Raw genomic sequence first — 22327 nt, 5'->3', positions numbered from 1 at the left:
AGGATGACAGAAACATGTTGTGAGGAACGGACATGAACAAGACGAATAATAAGGTTTTGATTTTTTCGGACAATCATGGCGATGTTCTCACCATGAATCAGATCATTGAGGCGGAATGGCCGTTTGATGTGCTCATTCACTGCGGGGACGCGCAGTGCAGCCTTGATCTCGTTCTGAAGCATCGTGCGGAGTTCCGGCTCCTTGCCGTAAGCGGGAACTGCGATTTCCGCTCCGCATTTCCGGAAGAACGGACCTCGCAGGTTGGCGATCATACGATACTGATTGTTCATGGTCACCATCATTATGTAAATGACGACACGGACTTTTTGTCGGCAGCAGGTATCCGAAACCATGCGGATATCATCTGCTTTGGTCACACGCATGTTCCTCTGATCAGGAAAGAAAAAGGCGTTCTTCTGATCAATCCGGGCAGTCTGACCAGATCCAGACGATACGACAGGAAAGGAACCTATGCCGTCCTTCACACCGGAGGGCAGGAGGACGAAAAAGTTATCCTGAAACTCACGAACGGAGAGATCATTGACGGATAACGATGTAACTTTTTGATTGACTGCCTTATGCATGCGGCTTTTCTGATTTCGATGCTTTCCTTGTGGCATTTCGGTACTTTCCGGAAAGCCGTAAGGCAAGAAGCATCATCAGAGAGGCCGTTTTCTATTTTTTCCGGAGCGCCGCCTTCATCCATTTCCTGCATGCAATCTTCTCCGTGTGTATAATTCATTTATATCTCCGTGTGTGAAATTCATTTACACCTTGTGTGTGTCTGCGATTTCGTTTAAGATGAAAACAAACAGCCGTCTCACGGTATGTCCGGTTACAAGTGCAGCATCACATTACACAACAATCATTACGCAGCAATATCATTACATAATATAGGGAGGATATCTGTTGAACACGCAGACACTACAGGCCATTCAGGGCGTGCTGATACCGTTTGCCGGGACGGCTCTCGGATCCGGCTGCGTCCTTTTCATGAAAAAAGAACTGAGCAATCCGGTTCAGAGGATGCTGACCGGGTTTGCCGCCGGAGTTATGACAGCCGCATCCGTCTGGAGTCTTTTGATTCCTTCTATGGAGCAGAGCAACTCATGGGGGAAGCTTGGATTCCTGCCGGCCGTCATCGGATTCTGGCTCGGAACACTATTTCTGCTGCTTCTGGACCATGTTATCCCGCATCTTCACCTGAACGCGGAACAGGCTGAAGGCCCCAAAAGCCATCTCGCAAAAACAACCATGATGGTTTTTGCCGTTACGCTTCACAATATTCCGGAGGGAATGGCGGTCGGAATCGTCATCGCCGGATTTCTCACCGGATCTGCCGAGATAACAGCAGGAAGCGCACTCGCCTTATCTGTGGGAATAGCCATCCAGAATTTTCCGGAGGGGGCTATCATTTCCATGCCTCTGCACGCGCAGGGCAAGGGAAAGGGAAAGGCTTTTGCGGCGGGTGTTCTGTCAGGAGCAGTCGAACCGGTCGGCGCAGCACTTGTGATCGCCGCGTCCTCTGTTTTTGTCCCTGTCATGCCTTATCTGCTCAGCTTCGCGGCGGGAGCAATGATGTATGTGGTTGTGGAGGAGCTGATCCCCGAGATGTCCGCAGACAGGCACTCCAATCTCGGAGTGATCATGTTTTCCCTGGGCTTCACTTTGATGATGGCACTTGATGTGGCACTGGGCTGAAAAGACAGGGAGATGATCGAGATCAATTTGGCACTGGGCTGAAAGGACAGAGAGATAATGGCGTCTGATACGGCACTGGACTGACGAGACAGAAAGAAGTGGATACCGACATGGTTAAAAATTTTGACATCAATGAACAGAAATACAGCATCCGCTGTAAATACTACTGCGGAAAGGACCCGCATTCCGTGACGGATATCGTGATCGCGACATACGGGTTTGGCGGCAATAAGGATAACAGCGCGACCGAGAAATTCGCGGAGAGACTGATCTCGAAATACAAGCATTTCGGAGTCGTTGTCTTTGACTGGCCTGCTCACGGCGCGGATTCCCTGAACAGATTCCTCCCGGATGAATGTGTGATCTACTTTGATCTGGCCGTAAACTACGCCCGAAAGGAAATGAACGCTCAGAATCTGTATGCATACGGAACCAGCCTTGGCGGGTATATCACGCTCCGTTATCTGACAGAGTACGGCAACCCTTTCCGGAAGATTGCTCTTCGCTGTCCCGCGATCAATCTCTATGATATCATGATGGCTGACATCACACCGGACGAGCAGACGAAACTGGACCGCGGAAAGGAAATTGTCAGAGGATATACACGAAAGATCCGTCTCACCTCGGAATTTTTTGATCAGCTCCGCGCAGCCGATGTACGGAAGAGAGAATACTTCGATTTTGCCGATGATATGCTGATCCTCCAGGGCACAAAGGATGCGTTCATCCCCTTTGATACCGTCCGGGAGTTTGCGGAAGACAACGTCATTGAACTGATCCGCATGGAAAACGCAGATCATCCGTTCTCAGACCCCGGAATCATGGATCTCGCGATCTCAAAGATCATTGATTTTTTTCATCCGGAGCAATGAGTACGCTCCGATACCGGAAGGGATCGTGGAAACAAAGGCCGCTTCCGGCGGTTTTGGACAATTCAGTGCTGCCCGGAAAATACAGACGATTTTCAAAGGTCAGGCGTACGGGTGGTGTAAAAGAAAGCAGGTAGTCTATGAGTATACGACTGGAGGAAGAGAGCTTCGCTCAATACCGGCCGGGGCTGTCTCTGAACGCGGCATTTCCGGAGGACAAGGTTCCGCTTCTGCAGATGGAGCATCTGCGTCAGCTCGATTTTATGATCGGGCGCGGGCTCTCCTATGAAAATACGATTAATGCATTTTTTCAGCAGCTCTATCTGAACGAATCGATGCGTTCTCTGAAAGAGCGACAGGACATGGTTGTACTTCTGGATAATGAAGGAGCCCTTGTCCGCGACAGCGGGGTCTGGGCCTTCCTCTTTACTCCGGGAACGACAGAAAACCAGACACTCAGCCCGGAGACCCGGCTGTACCCTGTATATATCGATATGCTGAAGCAGGTGGAGGAGGGACGGATGGTCCGTATCTTTCTTCCGGTATACAGTGAACGCTCTCTCCTGATGGGAGCAAAGAAATACAGTATCCTCGATGAGTACGCAGCCCTTCACCGGGGCGGTTTTCTGACTGTGGCAAAGAACATCGTCGTAAACGGCCCGCAGGAGCTGTACCAGAATGTTCCGGTGCTTTCCTGTGGCGCATTGAAGACCGTTGATGTATCTGAGATTGACAGCTACAGTACAATCCGCGCGCTTATGCAGGATTATGCCTACCAGTACGATCACCGGACGTCCGCCGCTCCGATTCAGCCTCTGTCCATCGCTGTATTCGGCGCTCCCGGTTCCGGAAAGTCCTTCGGTATCAAAGAGATCGCCGGGAGTGTCGGACGCTTTCGGATTGCAACAATCAACTGCTCCCAGTTCCGCACGACCGAGGCACTTTTTCTCGCTCTGCACCGGGAGCTTACAGAATCAGAGGACGGAAGCATCCCGCTGATCTTTTTTGATGAATTTGACTCCACCTTTGAGGGGACGGAGCGCGGATGGCTGAAATATTTCCTTGCGCCCATGCAGGATGGTGAATATACGCTCAAGAAAAAGACGATGACGATTGATGCGGCGGTCTTCGTGTTCGCGGGCGGAACCGCAGGATCATTCGCTGAATTTCTCCCGCAGACCGAGGAAAGACGGGCGGAATTCCGCAATCTGAAGGGACCGGATTTCGTAAGCCGCCTGAAGGGCATGCTTGATATCAAGGGACCGAATCCTACGAGCCCGACCGACCGAACGAGCATCATTCGCCGAGCGCTGTTGTTCCGCAACCTGATCATCCGGAAATATCCCGCAATCTATGATGAGAATTCCGGTCAGATCAATATCTCGCGAGGCCTTCTCTCAGCGCTTCTGAGGGTGTCGGAGTACCGTCACGGCTCCCGTTCGCTGGAATTTATCCTGGCAATGTCGAAGCTCTCCGGCGAGAAAAAATTCACCCCGGCATCTCTTCCGCCCAGTGAACAGCTGGATATCCATCTCGATGTTCGTGATTTCCGCGACAAGATCATGTTCGAGCAGTTCATCGGCGCCGGAATGGAGGCGACCGCAAAAGCTCTCTACGAGATCGGTAATGAGGATGAGGCTGGAGACGCTTCCGAACCGCCCCACTGGAATCTGGTCGGGGAGGACAGAAGAGAGAATTACCGCAGTATCATCCGTTTCGTGGGAGAGCATCTGATGGATCCCCGATCCAGAATCGGTATCCGCCATATCATCCCGGACGCGCCGGATACGCTGCATGAGCCGGAGGGAGAAGATCTCCGGTATCTCTGCCAGCTGCTCCATGAGGGATGGAGGATAAGGATGATTTCCGCCGGCTGGCGCTATGACGAAGTGGAAGACCGCGAGCTGCTCCGTTCTCCCCGACTCGCGGAGTATGAGAGCCTGTCGATCGATGCGCGTGATGCGATTGAGGGGACTCTGCTTCGTCACATCCGGCACATCAACCGGATGGGGTACGAATTTTTCCGCAAGTTTAAGCCGTAACAACAGATCATGACCGGGATCCACGGCATCTCTGCACAAATGGCTGCCACATTACTTCAATAATCGGAAGAATTCAAGAAAGTGACGGATTTTTACGGCAGAACGATGCCGTTTCATCGCAGAAAGAGTGAATGGTATGAAAAACATCTGGAAAAAGGCAAAATATCTTCGTGAAAGAATCCGTCTGGACCGGAAAACCTTTCTTCTGTATACGGTGCTCCGTATTCTTGTCATTCTGACTGCCGTGCGGTGCTTCCTGACACAGAATTACGAAGGCTTCGCGCTCTGTCTTCTGTCGCTGATCCTTTTCCTGCTCCCATCATTTTTCGAAGAAAAGCTGAAGCTGGAAATACCGCCTCTTTTTGAGGGCATCATCTATCTGTTTATCTACGCGGCAGAGATTCTGGGAGAGGTAAACCACTATTACACGGCGATACCCGGTTGGGACACGATGCTTCACACACTGAACGGATTTCTGTGCGCGGCAATTGGGTTTTCTCTCGTTGATATCATGAACTGGAAGAGCCGGAGGCTCAACCTCTCACCTTTGTATCTCGCCCTTGTCGCTTTCTGCTTTTCCATGACGATTGGCGTAATCTGGGAGTTCGTTGAATTTACCCTGGATCAGCTTTTTTTCCTGGATATGCAGAAGGATTTTATTGTAAAGACCATCGGTTCCGTAACTCTGGATCCGACACACTCCCAGATACCAGTCAGGATCTCCCACATCACAAAGACGATCATCGACACGGCGGACGGTAAGACCTACACCATCAACGGCGGTTATCTTGACATCGGAATCATCGATACCATGAAGGACCTCATCGTCAACTTTATCGGTGCGGTCGCCTTCAGCGTGATCGGATATTTCAGTGTAAAATACAGAGACCGCAGCAGCAGCGTAAAGAACATCGCGAATGATCTGATGCTCCGCACGCTTTCCGATGAGGAACTGCTGAAACAGCGTGAAGAGATCGATAAACGGCTGGCGGAATCAAAGGAAGAAAGAACTAACCTGAAAAACTCACTGAAAACCAGGCTCTGACAACGAGATAAAACACGCTGCGCGAGTTTTATCTCGCTATCGCGACGCTCGCCGCACACGAATACTTCGCATTCGGCTGCGGCTCACTGTTCGCGTAAAAAAAATGGAATTTCTCCGGGAAGGAGGTACCTGATGAAACGGTATATCTCAGATCAGCATTTCTATGATGATGACGTCATGCTGCAGCTCGATCACCGGCCGTTCCGGAACGTAGAGGATATGAACGAATGTATGATCCGCCGTTGGAACGATACGGTGAAAAGTGATGATGAAATCTATGTCATCGGTGACATGTTTTCCTGGTCCGGAACCGGTCGTGACCCTGAAAAGCTGAATGCAGTGCTGCACCGGCTGAATGGCAGAATTTATCTGATCATCGGCAACCATGATCTGAAGTGGTTTGACCGGCCTGACATAGACAGCGGACGTTTCGAATGGATCCGCCATTACGCGGAAATTCGTGATACGGAGAGAAATGTCATCCTCAGTCATTATCCCATGCCCTTCTATGGCATGAATCACATGAGGGACAAAAACGGAAATCTCAGGACCTTCATGCTCCACGGCCATGTTCATGATACCAGGGAGGCGGAACTTCTCTATGATTTTGAGCGAAGGGCTGCGCAGGTGACCGTCACAACAGCTGGTGGAAGAGCGGAGCCGGTGATCTGCAACCTGGTGAACTGCTTCTGCGGCTACTCTGATTACCGTCCCCTGACGCTCGATGAATGGATCCGCAGAAGAGCGGAACTTTTGCAGTTTTTCTGAGAGCGGAACTTTTGCAGTTTTCCGGGAGCGCATCTTGTGCAGCTTTTCTGAAAGTGTGAAATATCTGTGTTCTTCTGTAAAAATCAAGGGGAATCTTTTCCTGAATTGCACCGCGAATTTTGGTGAATCATTTCGTGCCAACTGCGGTATAGTAAAAAGCGTAGTCAACAATCGCATTCATCTTTCGCGGGATGACGATAAGGATGTAATACGATGTTTCTGTCCAGCGCCCCGCATAGCGGACGTATACATGATTCAGCCGGGTTAAGCGGCCCGGAGAAAGAGGTACAGGTATGGAAACATTAATGGCAAACGCAAGAGACATGAGCAAGAAGGGAAGACAGCTGAGAAAACAGGGCTTCATCACCGGGTCAATTTCCGGTAAAAAGCTGGAACATTCCATCAGCCTTCAGATTCCCGAGAAGAATGTAAAGCAGTTCATGCTTCATCACACGGTCGGAAGTAAGGCTCTTGTGGATGTCGATGGCACAAAGTATATGACAATGATCAAGAGCGCTGACTTCAGCGTTCTGACCAATCATTTTATTGATATGACCTTCCAGCAGCTTCAGGCTGATGAAAAGGTAAAAGGTGAGGCCGAGATCATTCTGGAGAATGAGGACCGCGCAAACGGATTCATTACCAGCAACTGCAATGAAATTGAATATGAAGCATATCCGGCAGACATTGTCGATCATATTGTCATCAACGTTGCAGATTATCCGGTCAACACGGAGCTTCAGGTAAAGGATCTTGATATTGCGAAAAATGACAGAATCCACATCCTGACGCCGCTGGATACCAGTGTTCTTCACGTATCGGAGCATCGTCACATCAAGGCGGAGGATCGTGCGCTGCTTGAGGAAGAGGATGCAGACAGCACCGACACCAGCGCGTCCTGATCCGGTCTGCAGGATCCCCGGAGTGGGAAAGATCATCTCGCAGCAATTGAACAGATTGATCAGAAGAGCCGCAACTTGCTGCGGCTCTTTTTCTATCGTTCGCTCATCAGCTTTTCTCCTGACTTTCAGTCATCGGCTTTCCACACCTTTCACAGAATATTACCATCACCCTTGTCCATGACAGAAGGTCCCGACCTCACATGTCCGCACCTCTGTTTTATTCTCTTCTACAATCCATGCAGTACCGGTCTGTCCTTCTCTATTTTTCAGGCCATCCTTCTCTATTTCTCAGCCCTTGACACATGTCCGAAATCGGACTATAATTTAAATTATAAGTCCGATTTCGGACATGTTATTTACGCGAACAGTGAGCCACAGCCGAATGCGAAGTATTCGTGTGCGGCGAGCGTCGCGATAGCGAGATAAAACTCGCGCAGCGTGTTTTATCTCGTTTTCCTTCTATTTTGCAGAGAGGATCCGCCGAAATGAACAGAGAGAAATTGCAAAATGATCTGCTGCTAGAACAGCAGACAGAGCTGAACCGGATTGCCAAGGAGTACGATGAGTGCTATCGGAATCTGTCAAGAGTATATGGCATACCGGAGGGGCAGCTGTGGACGCTCTATGAGATGCGGCTTCGTGGCGGCAGGATGGCGCAGGCCGACCTCGTGAACGCAACCTTTATGCCGAAGCAGACAATCAATTCCAGCATCAAGAAAATGGAGGCTCTGGGCCTCATCTCTCTGTCCCGGGAGGGGAGCGGCAGAAGGAAGACCGTCACTCTGACGGAGACAGGAGAGGCACTTGCCCGGAGAACCGCGGATCGGGTAATCTGTGCCGAGGCGTCGAGCCTCTGTAAGATGGAAGAGGAGGAGAGAGCGCAGCTGCTCAGGCTGTTTGGAAAATATATTTCCGGACTTCAGCAGTCGGTGAATGAGGAAAAGATGAACCATGGCCGGGATACAGACGGGTACGACTGCGACAGGGAGCGTTCTCCGTAACGAAAAATCAAGCACGATTCTCAAGGAGGTTCCTGATGAAAACCGAAGCGATCCGTCTTTCGGATCATTTTACATACCGCAAACTGTTTCGTTTTACACTGCCGCCTGTGATCATGATGGTCTTCACGTCCATTTACGGTGTCGTAGACGGGTTATTTGTCTCAAATTATGCGGGAAAAACTGCCTTTGCTGCCATTAATCTAATCATGCCGTACCTGATGGTGATGGGGTCGTTAGGGTTCATGATCGGAACGGGTGGTTCCGCTCTTGTTTCCATGACAATGGGACAGGGCAGGAGACAGCGCGCAAATCAGCTGTTTTCCATGATGATCCTGTTTACGGTGATAACCGGCGCGCTCACTTCCATACTCGGTAATCTCGCCATGGAAAGGATGGCACTGTTCCTTGGCGCAACCGAGGAGATGATGCATGACTGTCTGGTCTACGGATGGATCGTGAACGGCTTTAATCTGGCTTTCATGCTTCAGAATTTGTTCCAGAGTTTCTTTGTAACCGCAGAAAAGCCGCGGCTCGGGCTCTATGTTACGATTGCAGCCGGCCTCACTAATATGATCCTCGACGCGCTGCTCGTCGGCGTGTTCCGCATGGGTGTTGCGGGCGCCGCGTGGGCAACCGGCTTCAGTCAGGTTGTCGGAGGAGTTCTGCCTCTGTTCTATTTTGCCCGGGCGAATTCAAGCCGGCTCCGCCTCGAACCGGCGAAGCTTGAGCTTTCTCCGATTCTCAAAGCCTGCGGCAACGGATCTTCCGAGCTCATGAGCAACATATCCTCATCCATTGTAAGCATGCTCTATAATTTCCAGCTGATCAGGATGCTCGGCGAAGACGGAGTGTCCGCATACGGAGTGCTGATGTACGTCAGCTTTATCTTTGTCGCCATTGACATCGGATATTCGGTCGGCTCTGCTCCGATTGTCGGCTATCATTATGGCGCCGGCAATACAGACGAGCTGAAAAACATGCTGCGAAAGAGCTCAGTAATCATGGGGGTCACGGGTGTCCTGATGACCGTTGCTGCCTTCCTTCTGGCAGATCCTGTTTCCAGGATTTTTGTCGGATATGATGCGGGACTGTATGCGCTGACGGTACACGCGTTCCGGATTTTCTGTCTTGGTTTCCTGCTGTCCGGATTTGACATTTATGCATCTTCCTTCTTCACCGCGCTGAACAATGGAAAGATCTCAGCCGCGATTTCTTTTCTGCGGACACTGGTTTTTCAGGGTGCCTGTGTTCTTCTGCTTCCGGGATTGTTCGGCGCGGACGGTATCTGGTGGGCGGTCACGGCGTCCAATGTATTTGCGTTTATCATATCTGTTCTGTTCCTGATCAGAAAGCGGGAGACGTACCACTATTTTTGACAGATGAATGTGTACTTTTTGGCGTGCATCCCTTTCCCCGGAAGGGGAAACAGAGTATACTGATTTATATCAGACTTGACTGCAAAGTTAACGTACCGTTTCCCGGAACTGTCCGCACAATCGGTGAGGGAAACCGGCTTTTTCTGAGTGGGAAAGGGTCCGTGAAGAAGAAAGCCGGCCATTCTATTTCTGAAAAACAGAATGGCCGGAAGATCATCTGATCTTTTCAAGGCCCCTTTTGCGGGCCTTTTTTTATTTACGCGAACAGTGAGCCGCAGCCGAATGCGAAGTATTCGTGTGCGGCGAGCGTCGCGATAGCGAGATAAAACTCGCGCAGCGTGTTTTATCTCGTTGTCACTCATGCCCGGCGGAAAAAGCAGGAATTTCACATCCTGCACATGCCGTTACACCACCGGCCGGTATCCGGGGAATCGGTGATAAAGTTTCCGGAGGTTTTATATGTTAAAAATCGCAGTTTACGGCAAGGGAGGCATCGGGAAATCCACGATGACCTCCAATCTGGCGGCAGCGTTTGCTGTTCTTGGCAGGAAGGTGATCCAGATCGGATGTGACCCGAAGGCGGATTCCACCTCGAATCTCCTGTCGGGAGAGCCTCTGATTCCCGTTATGAATTATCTGCGGGAGCATGAGGAGGATCCCTCAAGTCTTTCGGAGATTTCCCGAAGGGGCTTCGGCAATGTTCTTTGTATCGAGACAGGGGGTCCGACCCCCGGACTCGGCTGTGCCGGAAGAGGAATCATTGCGACCTTCAACCTTCTGGATGAGCTGGAGCTCCTGGAAACGGAGAAGCCGGATGTGGTCCTCTTTGATGTCCTCGGTGACGTCGTGTGCGGGGGCTTTGCGGCTCCTATTCGGGAGGGATATGCGGATACGGTTCTTATTGTGACATCCGGAGAGAAAATGGCTCTCTATGCAGCTGACAACATTTCCACTGCCGTGAAAAATTTTGAGGACAGGGGATATGCTTCGGTCGGGGGAATCATCCTGAACCGTCGGAATGTTCCGGAGGAGGAGGAGCGGGTCCGTTCCTTTGCCGCAAAGAAGGGCATCGATGTCATCGCGGATATCCCCAGGTCCGACCTGATCAATCAGGCGGAGGATCTCGGCAAGACCGTGATTGAGAAGTTTCCGGATTCGGAAATCGCCGGAAAATTTATGGATCTCGCCAGAAACCTTCTCTCCGGGGCAGCTCCGGATGTGGACTCGCAAGAAGCCGGGCAGGCTGAACGTTTTCATTTTTCCAGACTGTATGACTGTAACTGCTGACCGATTCCCGGGAAGTCAGAAGATCCTGACCGGGGAACCTGATCATCCCTTGCCCCGCAAACGGAACGGCTGCAAACGGTATACAGTCATGGGATTCTGCCTGCCGGCAGAGGATTGTCTGTAAAAACAAGCTGACACAGCATTGTCTGGAAGCCAGGCCGTCAGAGACTCTTCCGGAAAAATAAGCTGACAGAGGATTGCTTTGAAAAATAAATCTGAGAAGGACTTTAAAATCGAACCGAATTACTATACTGCCGCCGAGCTTTCCAGGGCGGGAAAAGATCATATTCCCGATCTCTATCAGACGGGACGTCACCTGATCTATTCTTCTCCGGCCACACTGGCTTACAATTCACCGGGGGCCGAGGGCTTTGGCGTAAAGCGGGCTGGGCTGTCCGTTCCCGGATCGGTCATGCTGATCGTATCGCCGGGATGCTGCGGCAGAAACACCGCTGAAATCACGAGAATCCGCGGCTATGAGGATCGTTTTTTCTATCTTCAGATGGATGAGACGGATCTGGTTACAGGGCGGCATCTGAAGAAGATACCGGCTGCGGTCCGCCGGATCGCCGGATCTCTTCCGGTGAAGCCGTCCGTGATCATGATCTGCATCACCTGTGCGGATGCTCTCCTCGGCACGGATCTGGAACGGGTATGCCGCAGAGCAGAAAAGGAAGTGAACCTTCCCGTCCGCCCGTGCTACATGTATGCGCTGACGAGAGAGGGCAGAAAGCCGCCGATGGTATATGTGCGGGAATCGCTGTACTCCATGCTTCCCCGTCAGAAGAAGAGAAGCACCAGTGTGAATCTTCTTGGATATTTTGCTCCGCTTCATCCCGAGAGCGAGCTCTTCTCTCTCTTAAAATCTGCGGGAATCCGGAAAATCCGTCAGATTTCAACCTGTAAGGATGTGAATGATTTTTACAGAATGGGAGAAGCAAACTTCAATCTTGTGCTGAATCCCGAAGCGAGGGGAGCAGCTGAAGCACTCACAAACCGGCTGGGCATTCCCAGCATCGAGCTCACCCGTTTCTACGAGACGGATCTGACCGGGCATCAGTATCAGGCATTCTTTGCGGCACTGGGCATGACTGTTCCGGAGAACGTGAATGCGATGACAAAGGAGAGGGCGGACAGTGCGGGGGAGGCGCTCCGGGCAGAATACCCGGATCTCTCATTCAGCATAGGAGAGGTTGTAAACGCCAATCCTTTTGAGCTGGCGCTTGCTCTTCTGCGGATGGGCTGGAGGGTAACCGAAATTTTTGCAAACCCTGCTGCTGACTGTTATCCCTACATCGACCGCATCGCCGCCCTGTGTCCCGACATCCGGGTGTATTCCAACACAGATCCGTCGATGCTCAGCTATGAAATCCGCAGTGCAGAAGGAACCAGCGGCACGCATATCACCATCGGAAAGGATGCCGCATACTATCATCCGGACGCCCTCCATCTGAATTTCAATGAGGACTCCCAGCCCTTCGGCTATGAAGCTGCCTGGTATCTCTGGGAGAGGCTTGGAGAACTCGTCCGGGAGAAGGTATCACCTGCACGGGAGGGCTCAACTATGCCGCAAAAATTATCCGCGCAAGAGGAGGCGTCAGTCCCGATGGCACCTGAGAGGGCACTTGCCGGACCGGTAAAGGGACTCGATATGTACCTGACTCCCTTTGCCCCGGATCAGTCCGGCGCTGTCTCTGCGCTCTATTCACTCGATGGAATGATCGTCATTCTGGACGCGGGAGGATGCACCGGCAACATTCTCGGATTCGATGAGCCCAGATGGCAGCACCACAAGGCAGCTGTCTTCTCCGCGGGACTCCGCGACATGGATGCCATCATGGGAAGAGACCGGGAGCTTGTTCAGAAGGCTGTCTCTGCATTTTCCGGAACGGAATGCTCGTTCATCGCCCTGGTCGGAACCCCGGTGCCTTCCATTATCGGAACGGATTATCGGGCGCTTGAGCGGATGCTCGAAAAAAAATGCGGCTGTCCGGTCATCAGCATACCGACCTGCGGAATGAAAACCTGCGAATCCGGATTGGAGCAGACGTATCTGACCTTATTCCGCTCTTTTTCCGGGAAAGGGAAAGATTCCTCTTCAGATGGCAATCTGTCTGGCCATTCGCAGAGCGGAGCAGCTTTGTCTGGTCACCCGGCAAAGGCGTCCGGAACTGCCGGCGTGATCGGGTGCACTCCGCTGGAATTCGTGGACATCGCGGACCAGAAAAGAATCCGGGATCTTTTGAAGAGCAGAGGATACGGAAGAGTTGTTTTCTACGGCTCTGACGCAGACCGGCAGGATTATGAAAACGCCGGGGAGAACGTCAGGAATTTTGTCCTGTCGGGAGCAGGAATCCGATCCGCCGAATATCTGCGGGAAACCTTCGGCACTCCTTTTGAAGTCGGATATCCGGGCATCGCCTGGTATCTCAGGAACCTGCCGTCCGGTTTTGAAGACACCTGCCGCACAGGTACCGCAAGAATCCTGATTCTGCACGACCCTGTGGCAGCGGCTTCGCTGAAGGCTGCTCTTCTGGAGAAATTTCCCGGAGAGAAGATCAGAATAGACTGCGCATCCTTTTTTGCGGGAAAAGCCTGTGAACAGGATTCATATACCGTCAGCGGTGTGACGGTAAAGCCGGATGTGTCCCTTCGGGAGGAAAACGACCTTCTGTCGCTGCTGCGCGAGATGACCTACGATTATATCTTTGCCGATCCCGCCATCGCGAAAATTCCGGCGGGAGGGGCATCCCTGATTTCATTCCCGAGCTTTGCCATATCGGGGAAAAGAATTCTTACCTGAGAGGGCATCAGCCACAAGAACAGAAACCGTGTTTTATCATATTTGTGCAGAACTTTGAAGAATTTTTTGATCATAATTTTTTAGAAGGCTTTTTAGGAGAGCCTTGAAGAAATTTGCAGCAAATGCATCAGAAAGGAAGTAAACAGACATGTGTGTTGGAATATCCGCTAAAGTGGTCAGTATCAAGGGCGGCGTCGCGATTGTAGATGCCGGCGGCGCAAAGAAGACCGTTTCCTCCGAGCTTCTTACCGACCTGAATCCTGGAGATTATGTGATGGTGCACGCGGGATCGGCGATCGCGAAGATCACCGATGACGATGAGGAGGAGACGGATTCTCTGCTGGAGGACCTCAGATGAACCAGATGGACAGAACAATAAGCATCCTCCGTGGATATGACGGACCGGAGGTGCGGATTATGGAAGTGTGCGGCACCCATACCCACGAGATTTTCCGTCAGGGCATACGCGGCATTCTTTCTCCGGCGATTCACATGATCTCCGGACCCGGATGTCCGGTCTGCGTGACCGGGACGGGCTATATCGATGAGGCGCTGTGGCTGGCGGAAGAAAAGGGATGCACCATTCTCACTTTTGGAGATCTGGTTCGTGTCCCCGGCTCCAGGGAATCTCTGCAGAAGGCGCGCGCAAAAGGCGCAAAGATCCGCACGGTGTATTCTCCACAGGACGGTGAAGCATACGCGGCCGCACACCCGGAGGAGGAATGCGTTTTTCTCTCGGTCGGATTCGAGACGACCACGCCCAGTTCCTGTATCGCGGTAAAAAATGCGATTCGCGATAGAATCCGGAATTTCAGTCTCCTCACCGCCAATAAAACGATGCCCATGGCGTATGAGGCGATGAAGGATTCTACCGATCTGTTCCTCTACCCAGGCCATGTACATGCGATAACCGGGCTCTCCATACCGCGTATGCTCGCGGATACTCATCAGGTATCCGGCGTTTGTGCCGGCTTCACGGCAAGGGAGCTGGTGACCGCTCTTGCAGTCGCCGTAACCAACTTCGAAAAGGGCGGATATTTTTTCGTGAACTGTTATCCCAGAGTTGTCCGGGAGGAGGGACAGCCGGAGGCGATCCGGCTCGTTGATTCCATGATGGAACCCTGTGATGATCTGTGGCGGGGAATTGGCCGGATTGAAGGCTCCGGAATGAGGCTGAGGCCGGAATACGCGGAATATGACGCCAGAAGCCGATACCAGATTCCTCCCATGCAGGGCAGAACAAATAACGGATGCAGATGCGGATCCGTGCTTCAGGGCAGGATCGAGCCCGGGCAGTGTCCACTGTTCGGAAAAGTCTGCACGCCGGAGCATCCGGCCGGGGCGTGTATGGTATCCTCCGAGGGAGCGTGCAGCGCATACTATCTTTACGGATCCCATCAGACGCTTCTCTGATCGAGAGAAATATCTGTACTTTTGCCGCAGCCGTTCCGCGGGCGGCAGGGGGCCATGAAATCACCGCTCCGATCAGAGCATGAAACAGCAGCAGCCCTGTTCGTGACATATTTTGGAGACATTTACCCAGAAGGAAGGATAAGCTGATAATAATGAACGATACAGTCACACTTGCGCACGGCGCAGGCGGTAAACAGACGGCCGAGCTGATCGACCGCGTTTTCAGAAAACATTTTCAAAACCGGTATTTCACATCCGATGATGCCTCCGTACTCCCGGCGCCCTCCGGGAAGATGGCAATGACGACGGACGGATTTATTGTGTCCCCGGCGTTTTTCCCTGGCGGAAATATCGGCAAGCTGTCAATCTGCGGAACGGTCAACGATCTGACGTGCATGGGCGCCAGACCTCTTTACATGACCTGTGCCTTTGTCATAGAAGAGGGATTTTCCATGAACGATCTGGAGAAGATCGTATCCTCGATGGAAAAGACAGCGGCTGAGGTGGGAGTTAATCTGGTCGCGGGGGATACCAAGGTCGCGGGAAAGGGGCAGGCAGACGGATGTTTTATCACGACGACCGGAGTCGGTGAAATTATTGACGGTGTATCGACATCGGGAAAATTTGCGGCTCCCGGAGATTCTGTGATCGTAACCGGAGATATCGGACGTCACGGCACGGCAATTCTCCTTGCCAGGGACGACTATGGAATTGATGCGGATGTGACGACTGACTGTGCGCCGCTGTGGCATCCGATTCACGCGCTTCTTCAGGAGGTTCCCGGTGTTCACGTGATCCGTGACGCTACGAGAGGAGGTGTCGGCACTGTTCTCTACGAGATTGCAAGGGAGGCAGGTGTCGGTATCTCCCTCGAAAGGAACAAAATTCCCGTCGCAGAAGAAGTAAAAGGCGTCACAGGAATGCTTGGCCTTGAACCTCTTTACCTTGCCTGTGAGGGGACCATGGTACTTTTTGTGCCGGAAAATCTGACCGGCAAGGCTCTGAACATTCTGCGCGGACAGAAATATACCTCCGGAGCAGCTGTCATCGGTACAGTAACCGCCGAGAACAGCGGAAGAGTTATTATGCAGACCGAAATCGGCGCAAAAACCTATCTCCCGGAACCCGGAAACGAGCTGCTACCAAGAATCTGCTGACACAATATACATGAGACGGGGCAGCAGTCCGCAGTTTATACAGCTTGCGGCACAATTTTATCGTACGGGCGTTTTCCGGATAACAGCTGCCGCCGGTCGTCATTCTATGATCGTCTGTAACGGGGATGCGCATTGATACAAATCGGAGGATGGAAGGACAAATGGATAGCGAAACACGGGTAGCAGTCATTTCAATTATTGTTGAGAATCCGGACGTCGTACCCGAAGTCAACCGGATTCTTCACGAGGGAAGCGGTTTCATCATCGGGAGAATGGGAATTCCCTACCGTGCGAGAAAAATTAACATCATCAGCATTGTTCTGGATGCGCCGCAGCCGGTTATCAGCGGAATTTCCGGAAAGCTCGGAACCATTGACGGCGTCAGCGTGAAAACCGCTTACTCCAACATTTAACCGTCCTATTCGAGGTGGCTATGCTTCATTCGCTGAATACGCCGGAAAACGGCCGAAACAACATCATAAAGATCCGGGATGCTGCCACGGGACGTACCTTTCCCTGGGGGCTGGAATATAACTGTCCCGTGCATGAACACTGGAATATTGTCCACACCGGCATGCTGATTCCGGAATGTCATCAGATCTATGTCTGCACAGATAATTGTCTGCGCGGCGTCATTATGACGGCAGATGAGATGGATGCCGCCGACCGCATTTCATCCGTCATGCCGGACGAAACGGAAATCTTCGACGGAAGACTGGAGGAGATCACCATACGCGGGATCAAGGATGTGATCCGAAAGCTGCCGGAGCGGCCGCGGGCGGTTCAGCTTTTTCCGGTCTGCATGCATCATTTCATCGGATGCGATATGCGATACATCTTCGATCAGGTGGAGAAGGCATTCCCGGAGATTGACTTCATGGAGTGTTTCATGGACCCGATCCGGCAGAAGCTGACGACCACACCGGAACAGCGGCAGCGTTTTCAGATGATGAAGGTGCTCGCAAAAGAGAACGTACCGGCAGATTTTTCAAGCGTGAGCATACTCGGAGAGAATCTGCGGACGAGGGACAGTGACTTCCTGGAAATCCTTCAGCAGGAGGGGTTCCGGATCCTGCAGGTGCAGGACTGCCGGACGTATGATGAATATCTTGCGATGGGACGCTCCTTTCTGTGGATCACGAAGTCACCGCTGTCCAGATATGGTCTGGAAAGGGCGTCGTCTCTTGGCGGGAGAAAGAGCCTCTATCTCCCCGCTGCTGTGAATTATGACGAAATCGACGATCAGCTCGGCTCTCTTATGAATCTGTTGTGTGAAGCGAGCGGCAGATCACGGGCGGAAGCCGGAGAGAAGCTCTCGGTCCGGATCAGAGAGCAGCGCGCGCTGACGGAAACGGCCTTCCGGGAGGCAAGAGCTGTCATCGGTGACACGCCGATTGTGCTGGACTACATCTGCGAGCCAAGGCCCGTGGGATTCGCCAGGATTCTTCTGGAGCATCATCTCAATGTCGTGCGCATCCTGGCGGATCAGGTGAGTCCGGAGGAAGCTGCCGACCTGGCCGCACTGAAAGAAATGTATCCAGATATTGAGCTGATGTCTACAGGCGCCGCAGATTCACTGTATGAACGGGAGCGATTCAACGCGCAGTATCGCCCGGTGCACTCTGAATCCGGATCAGCACCCGAAAAAGTCCTCGCGGTCGGCCCGAAAGCCTCGTTTTTTACAGGAAGCCCGTATTTCGTCAACGCGATAGAAGCCGACGGTGCCACCGGATACATGGGAATCCGGCACATGCTGCGGCTGATGTGCGATGCGCTCCGGGAACCGAAAAACCCCGAGATTGTAACGGGAAAAGGCCTTGGCCTTCCCGGTGTCTGGGATTCACAATGCGGAGAGCACACGAAGAAGGGCACGTTTTTTCTGACCTGAACAATATGCCATAACCCGTAAAAGCTGCGGATTGCTCCGTACTTCGCACTCTCGCAGTCTTACAGGTGACTGATTTCGTCGGTCGGCCGCGGCGTTGACCCATCGCTTCAAATCTTGTATGAGCGGAGGTGGCTCACTGCCCGCACATATTCGCACTTTCGAGCCGCTGACAGGGAGAGAGAATCGGACGATGAAAGAGACCTACAGAGTGCTTCCGGTCTGGGCCGGAGATGTATCCGGCATTGCGGGAGCTCTATATGAATTCGGAGGAATGACGGTCATCCATGACCCCTCCGGATGTAATTCCACCTATAATACGCATGATGAACTGCGCTGGTACCGGGAACCTTCAAATATTTTTATTTCCGGGCTTAACATGAAGGACGCCGTTCTGGGAAACGATGAACGGTTTATCCGGGATATCCTGGATGCTCAGAACGCTCTTCCGTCGCGTCCGGAATTCATCGCGCTCTGTAATTCACCGGTGCCATGGCTGAATGGAACGGATTTCGAAGCCATTGCAGGCATTCTGGAACGAAAGACCGGAATACCATCGTTCTATGTCCCTTCAAACGGATGTCATGACTACGCGCGGGGAGCAGGCCTCGCCTGGCAGAGACTTCTTCAGAAGTTTCTCGGAGAACGAAAAAACACCGCGGCGAAGGCCTGCGTCAGAAGAAAAGAGGGAGAGGCCATTTCTGTCAATGTGTTCGGTATGATGCCGCTGGATTTTGCGGCAGAGGGATCCGCACTTTCTCTGGAAAAGCTTCTCCGGAAACGAGGATTACGGATCCGGACCGCTCTGGCGGACGGTAATACCTGCAGCTTCCGCCGCCTTCCCGACATGGCGGAGGCGGACGTCTCGCTGGTTCTCTCAAAGGCAGGGCTTCCTCCGGCAAAATATCTGAGCGACAGATACGGCATCCCATATGTGATCGGCGTTCCGCTTGACGATGAGGACGATCCCACTCTGCAGCAGCTTGTGACTGCAAGATTTAAGGGAGCAGCTTTACGGGAAAAAGAGCCGGAAAATGAGGCACCGGACTCCCGCCCGCCGGTAATTTTTCTCACAGAGCCGGTACTTGGCACATCGCTTGCTTCGATGGTCCGCCGGAGAACCGGACGAAAAACCATCGTCGTCGACCCGCTGGAAACCGATCCGTCCGTCCGAATCCCTGGCGTTGATGCGGCTCACTTCGGCGAAGAGGAAATCGAGGCATTTTTGACGCGCTTTCCGGATGCGGATCTCGTCTGTGATCCCATGTATGACCATATCCTCCCGGAACCCGACCGCATACGCCGGATTTTTCTTCCGACGCTTGCGCTTTCCGGAAGAATCTACCGGAATCATTTCGTCAACTATTTTGACAGCGGCATTTCAGACAGACTGGTTCGCCTTCTGCTCTCAGGTTGATTTCTGCCATCTCTGCATTTTCCTTTCTCTATAAACATTAATACCGGGAACAAGGAAGGATGCATCCTGACACAGAATCCTCAGACAGGGCAATTTGCGTATGAAATTGTTGGATACACATAAATTCAGGACATCAGGAGGAAACCGTTATGAGCATGAATGAAACACCTTCATCAGAAAGAGTGCAGATCGGATTCTTCGGGCGCAGGAATGCCGGAAAATCCAGTGTAATCAACCGTCTGACCGGACAGAGCCTTTCCGTGGTATCGGATGTCCCCGGCACGACAACTGATCCGGTCCGGAAAGCCATGGAAATCCACGGGCTCGGACCCTGTGTGGTCATTGACACCGCGGGCCTTGACGATGTGGGAGAGCTCGGAGCGCTGAGGGTCCAAAAGACAAGGGACATGATGGATCGTATTGATCTTGCCGTCATTGTAATCGGGGATGGGAAAATATCTCCGGATGAGAAGGAACTTCAGACCCGGTTTGCAAAAAAGAATATTCCTGTCATCTTGTGCTTCAACAAGCAGGATCTCGGTTTGCCCGTCTCGCTGCCGGAGGATGCGGTCCAGGTCTCAGCAGAGACCGGATACGGTTTTGATGAGCTGACGCATGCCATCCGGGTCCGGGCGAAAGAGAAGATCCGGACAGCGGGAATGCTGGATGATCTTATAACGAAAAATGATACTGTCATTCTGGTTATTCCCATGGACGCGGAGGCCCCGAAGGGAAGGATTATTCTTCCTCAGCAGATGGTTCTCCATGAGATTCTGCTCCACCACGCTTCCGCCTGTGTGTGCCAGACGGAAGAACTGGCAGATGTCCTGAACCAGAACCCGGATTGCCGCCTGGTCATCACCGACTCCCAGGCGTTTTATCGGGTAAAGGATATCGTTCCGGACAACGTTCCGCTCACCTCTTTTTCCATTCTGATGGCCCGGTACCGCGGCTATCTTAAAGCGGCTGTTGAAGGCGTACGGGAAATAGAAAAACTGACGGACGGAGACACGGTTCTTGTGGCTGAGGGATGCACACATCGCCGGACCTGCGGAGACATCGGATCCGTAAAGATTCCGGCGCTTTTAAAAAAATACACCGGCAGAAAACTGAACATCGAACTGTCTTCAGGCAGCACGATGAAAGAAGACTTGTCCTCCTGCCGGCTCGTGATCCACTGTGGCGGGTGTGTGCTCAACGACCGGGAGATGGCTTCACGGCGCGATCACGCCATCCGTCAGGGCACACCGATTACAAATTACGGCATCGCGGTTTCCTATATGCGGGGAATCCTCGGCAGGTCCCTTCGCATGCTCCCGGAATTCGCGGAGCTTGCGGCAGAACTTCCAACTGTCTGAAAACAGCTTCCGGCAGCCGGAAGCCAGCTTCCCCGGAAGTGATAAAGCAGCGGAGCATGTGGCTTTATGCGGTATGTGACGCTGTTTACAGCATGGCTGTTTAAGAAAGGCTTGGAGACAGAATTTTATGAACAATAAAGACAGAATCCTGCAGCTCCGGGAACAGAAGGTACTTCCCCGGGATGATTTCAAGGCTCTGCTTACAACGATGAATCCGGCGGAGGAAGACTTTCTGGCCGGGAACGCCAGGGAAGTCCGGGAACAATACTACGGAAATGAAGTTTACCTGCGGGGGATCATTGAATTTTCCAGCTACTGCAAAAACGACTGCTATTACTGCGGAATACGGAAAAGCAATACGAAGGCCCAGCGCTATCACCTGACCCGTGAACAGATTCTCGAATGCGCTGACATCGGATATCAGCTGGATTTCCGAACCTTCGTGCTCCAGAGCGGTGAAGACCTGTCCTACAGCACCGAGGATATCTGTGATATTGTCAGCAGCATCCGCAGAAAGCATCCGGACTGCGCGATAACTCTTTCGATCGGCGAGAAAACCAGGGAAGAATATCAGGCATACTTTGACGCCGGAGCAGAGCGGTATCTGCTGCGCCAGGAAACTTCAGATCCGGCGCATTATGCCAGACTTCATCCGGCGGAGCTTTCCATCCGGAACCGCAAGCGCTGTCTCAGCGACCTGAAATCCATCGGATATCAGGTCGGCTGCGGGATCATGGTCGGAAGCCCTTATCAGACCTGGGACAATGTGATTGCTGATCTTATGTATATGCGGGATCTGCAGCCGCAGATGATCGGAATCGGCCCGTTTATTCACCACAAGGATACTCCGTTCCGCTATGAACCGGACGGAACACTGGAGGATACACTTCATCTTCTGAGCATCCTGAGACTAATGTTTCCAGCGTCGCTTCTCCCGGCGACCACGGCACTCGGAACGATTCATCCCAGGGGTAGAGAGATGGGAATACTTGCCGGCGCAAATGTTGTCATGCCAAACCTGTCTCCAAAGGGAGTCCGGGCGAAATATATGCTCTATGACGGAAAAATCTGTACGGGGGACGAGGCTGCGGAATGCAGGGCGTGTATGGCGAGGCGGATCGAAACAACCGGCTGCCACGTTGTGATATCCAGAGGCGATCACCCCGACTTTCGCGGTGCAGCGGAGAAACAGACAGGTGTGAACCATGAATCATCTCCTGTCGCTTCTGTTTCGGGCGGTGCGGGGGAGACGGAGAACGGGCAGCTGTGAGATAGGAATTATTGCCTGTTGCTTCCGTTTCCA

19 protein-coding genes are annotated in these 22327 nt (G+C 52.4%); all 19 read left to right on the top strand.

The genetic code is table 11. The features are described 5' to 3' along the window. Positions 1-32: 32 nt before the first annotated feature. The 19 genes from ACTQZS_RS09015 to hydE all read left to right on the top strand — a co-directional run bounded on the left by ACTQZS_RS09015 (position 33) and on the right by hydE (position 22294). Positions 33-551: a metallophosphoesterase family protein gene (locus tag ACTQZS_RS09015; RefSeq protein ID WP_441475510.1), complete on the top strand. Its 519-nt coding sequence runs from the start codon at positions 33-35 to the stop codon at positions 549-551. 358 nt (positions 552-909) lie between these two features. Then, positions 910-1701 carry a ZIP family metal transporter gene (locus ACTQZS_RS09010; protein ID WP_441475509.1) on the top strand — a complete coding sequence of 264 codons (792 nt, stop codon included), beginning with the start codon at positions 910-912 and terminating at the stop codon, positions 1699-1701. A gap of 110 nt (positions 1702-1811) precedes the next feature. Further along, a complete protein-coding gene (locus tag ACTQZS_RS09005; RefSeq protein ID WP_441475508.1) occupies positions 1812-2573 on the top strand; it encodes an alpha/beta hydrolase family protein in 762 nt (253 codons plus the stop codon). 137 nt (positions 2574-2710) lie between these two features. Continuing rightward, positions 2711-4612, top strand: coding sequence for a RyR domain-containing protein (locus ACTQZS_RS09000; RefSeq protein WP_441475507.1), 1902 nt, complete (start codon positions 2711-2713; stop codon positions 4610-4612). A gap of 136 nt (positions 4613-4748) precedes the next feature. Beyond that, positions 4749-5657 carry a hypothetical protein gene (locus ACTQZS_RS08995; RefSeq protein WP_441475506.1) on the top strand — a complete coding sequence of 303 codons (909 nt, stop codon included), beginning with the start codon at positions 4749-4751 and terminating at the stop codon, positions 5655-5657. A gap of 132 nt (positions 5658-5789) precedes the next feature. Next, the gene (locus ACTQZS_RS08990) at positions 5790-6425 is read left to right on the top strand and encodes a phosphoesterase (protein ID WP_441475505.1); all 636 of its coding nucleotides are present in this window, start codon (positions 5790-5792) and stop codon (positions 6423-6425) included. 293 nt (positions 6426-6718) lie between these two features. Continuing rightward, on the top strand, positions 6719-7327 hold the full coding sequence (locus tag ACTQZS_RS08985) for a hypothetical protein (protein WP_441475504.1): 609 nt from the start codon (positions 6719-6721) through the stop codon (positions 7325-7327). A 485-nt stretch (positions 7328-7812) separates the two neighbouring features. Continuing rightward, positions 7813-8328, top strand: a complete 516-nt coding sequence (locus tag ACTQZS_RS08980) for a MarR family winged helix-turn-helix transcriptional regulator (RefSeq protein WP_441475503.1) — start codon at positions 7813-7815, stop codon at positions 8326-8328. Positions 8329-8363: 35 nt separating this feature from the next. Further along, positions 8364-9704, top strand: a complete 1341-nt coding sequence (locus ACTQZS_RS08975; protein WP_441475502.1) for an MATE family efflux transporter — start codon at positions 8364-8366, stop codon at positions 9702-9704. Positions 9705-10163: 459 nt separating this feature from the next. Then, positions 10164-10991 (top strand): nucleotide-binding protein, encoded by an 828-nt coding sequence (locus tag ACTQZS_RS08970; RefSeq protein WP_441475501.1) that lies wholly within the window; start codon positions 10164-10166, stop codon positions 10989-10991. 202 nt (positions 10992-11193) lie between these two features. Further along, positions 11194-13794: a nitrogenase component 1 gene (locus ACTQZS_RS08965; RefSeq protein WP_441475500.1), complete on the top strand. Its 2601-nt coding sequence runs from the start codon at positions 11194-11196 to the stop codon at positions 13792-13794. Between the two features lie 148 nt (positions 13795-13942). Further along, positions 13943-14152, top strand: coding sequence for a HypC/HybG/HupF family hydrogenase formation chaperone (locus ACTQZS_RS08960; protein WP_441099108.1), 210 nt, complete (start codon positions 13943-13945; stop codon positions 14150-14152). Then, entirely contained in the window at positions 14149-15207 is a 1059-nt protein-coding gene (gene hypD / locus ACTQZS_RS08955; protein WP_441475499.1) for a hydrogenase formation protein HypD, read from the top strand. Before ACTQZS_RS08960 ends, hypD begins: the two co-directional genes overlap by 4 nt. Before the next feature lie 152 nt (positions 15208-15359). Beyond that, positions 15360-16364 (top strand): hydrogenase expression/formation protein HypE, encoded by a 1005-nt coding sequence (gene hypE, locus ACTQZS_RS08950; RefSeq protein ID WP_441475498.1) that lies wholly within the window; start codon positions 15360-15362, stop codon positions 16362-16364. Positions 16365-16525: 161 nt separating this feature from the next. Next, a complete protein-coding gene (locus ACTQZS_RS08945; RefSeq protein WP_441099105.1) occupies positions 16526-16777 on the top strand; it encodes a TM1266 family iron-only hydrogenase system putative regulator in 252 nt (83 codons plus the stop codon). A 20-nt stretch (positions 16778-16797) separates the two neighbouring features. Continuing rightward, positions 16798-18252, top strand: coding sequence for a nitrogenase component 1 (locus tag ACTQZS_RS08940; protein ID WP_441475497.1), 1455 nt, complete (start codon positions 16798-16800; stop codon positions 18250-18252). Positions 18253-18442: 190 nt separating this feature from the next. After that, a complete protein-coding gene (locus ACTQZS_RS08935) occupies positions 18443-19666 on the top strand; it encodes a nitrogenase component 1 (RefSeq protein WP_441475496.1) in 1224 nt (407 codons plus the stop codon). 149 nt (positions 19667-19815) lie between these two features. Then, the gene (hydF, locus tag ACTQZS_RS08930) at positions 19816-21024 is read left to right on the top strand and encodes a [FeFe] hydrogenase H-cluster maturation GTPase HydF (protein WP_441475495.1); all 1209 of its coding nucleotides are present in this window, start codon (positions 19816-19818) and stop codon (positions 21022-21024) included. A gap of 127 nt (positions 21025-21151) precedes the next feature. Then, the gene (gene hydE, locus ACTQZS_RS08925; protein WP_441475494.1) at positions 21152-22294 is read left to right on the top strand and encodes a [FeFe] hydrogenase H-cluster radical SAM maturase HydE; all 1143 of its coding nucleotides are present in this window, start codon (positions 21152-21154) and stop codon (positions 22292-22294) included. Positions 22295-22327: the final 33 nt, after the last annotated feature.

This window comes from Bilifractor sp. LCP19S3_H10 (assembly GCF_052119185.1).
Lineage (GTDB): Bacteria > Bacillota > Clostridia > Lachnospirales > Lachnospiraceae > Bilifractor.
The sequence above is the reverse complement of the archived record's forward strand: the minus strand, read 5'-3'. Positions and strand labels throughout refer to the sequence as shown.

Bases quoted from the DNA above. Each gene is read 5' to 3' on its own strand.
- ACTQZS_RS09015 (WP_441475510.1), top strand. From the start codon at position 33: ATGAACAAGACGAATAATAAGGTTTTGATTTTTTCGGACAATCATGGC.
- ACTQZS_RS09005 (WP_441475508.1), top strand. From the start codon at position 1,812: ATGGTTAAAAATTTTGACATCAATGAACAGAAATACAGCATCCGCTGT.
- ACTQZS_RS09000 (WP_441475507.1), top strand. From the start codon at position 2,711: ATGAGTATACGACTGGAGGAAGAGAGCTTCGCTCAATACCGGCCGGGG.
- ACTQZS_RS08995 (WP_441475506.1), top strand. From the start codon at position 4,749: ATGAAAAACATCTGGAAAAAGGCAAAATATCTTCGTGAAAGAATCCGT.
- ACTQZS_RS08990 (WP_441475505.1), top strand. From the start codon at position 5,790: ATGAAACGGTATATCTCAGATCAGCATTTCTATGATGATGACGTCATG.
- ACTQZS_RS08985 (WP_441475504.1), top strand. From the start codon at position 6,719: ATGGAAACATTAATGGCAAACGCAAGAGACATGAGCAAGAAGGGAAGA.
- ACTQZS_RS08980 (WP_441475503.1), top strand. From the start codon at position 7,813: ATGAACAGAGAGAAATTGCAAAATGATCTGCTGCTAGAACAGCAGACA.
- ACTQZS_RS08975 (WP_441475502.1), top strand. From the start codon at position 8,364: ATGAAAACCGAAGCGATCCGTCTTTCGGATCATTTTACATACCGCAAA.
- ACTQZS_RS08970 (WP_441475501.1), top strand. From the start codon at position 10,164: ATGTTAAAAATCGCAGTTTACGGCAAGGGAGGCATCGGGAAATCCACG.
- ACTQZS_RS08960 (WP_441099108.1), top strand. From the start codon at position 13,943: ATGTGTGTTGGAATATCCGCTAAAGTGGTCAGTATCAAGGGCGGCGTC.
- hypD (WP_441475499.1), top strand. From the start codon at position 14,149: ATGAACCAGATGGACAGAACAATAAGCATCCTCCGTGGATATGACGGA.
- hypE (WP_441475498.1), top strand. From the start codon at position 15,360: ATGAACGATACAGTCACACTTGCGCACGGCGCAGGCGGTAAACAGACG.
- ACTQZS_RS08945 (WP_441099105.1), top strand. From the start codon at position 16,526: ATGGATAGCGAAACACGGGTAGCAGTCATTTCAATTATTGTTGAGAAT.
- ACTQZS_RS08940 (WP_441475497.1), top strand. From the start codon at position 16,798: ATGCTTCATTCGCTGAATACGCCGGAAAACGGCCGAAACAACATCATA.
- ACTQZS_RS08935 (WP_441475496.1), top strand. From the start codon at position 18,443: ATGAAAGAGACCTACAGAGTGCTTCCGGTCTGGGCCGGAGATGTATCC.
- hydF (WP_441475495.1), top strand. From the start codon at position 19,816: ATGAGCATGAATGAAACACCTTCATCAGAAAGAGTGCAGATCGGATTC.
- hydE (WP_441475494.1), top strand. From the start codon at position 21,152: ATGAACAATAAAGACAGAATCCTGCAGCTCCGGGAACAGAAGGTACTT.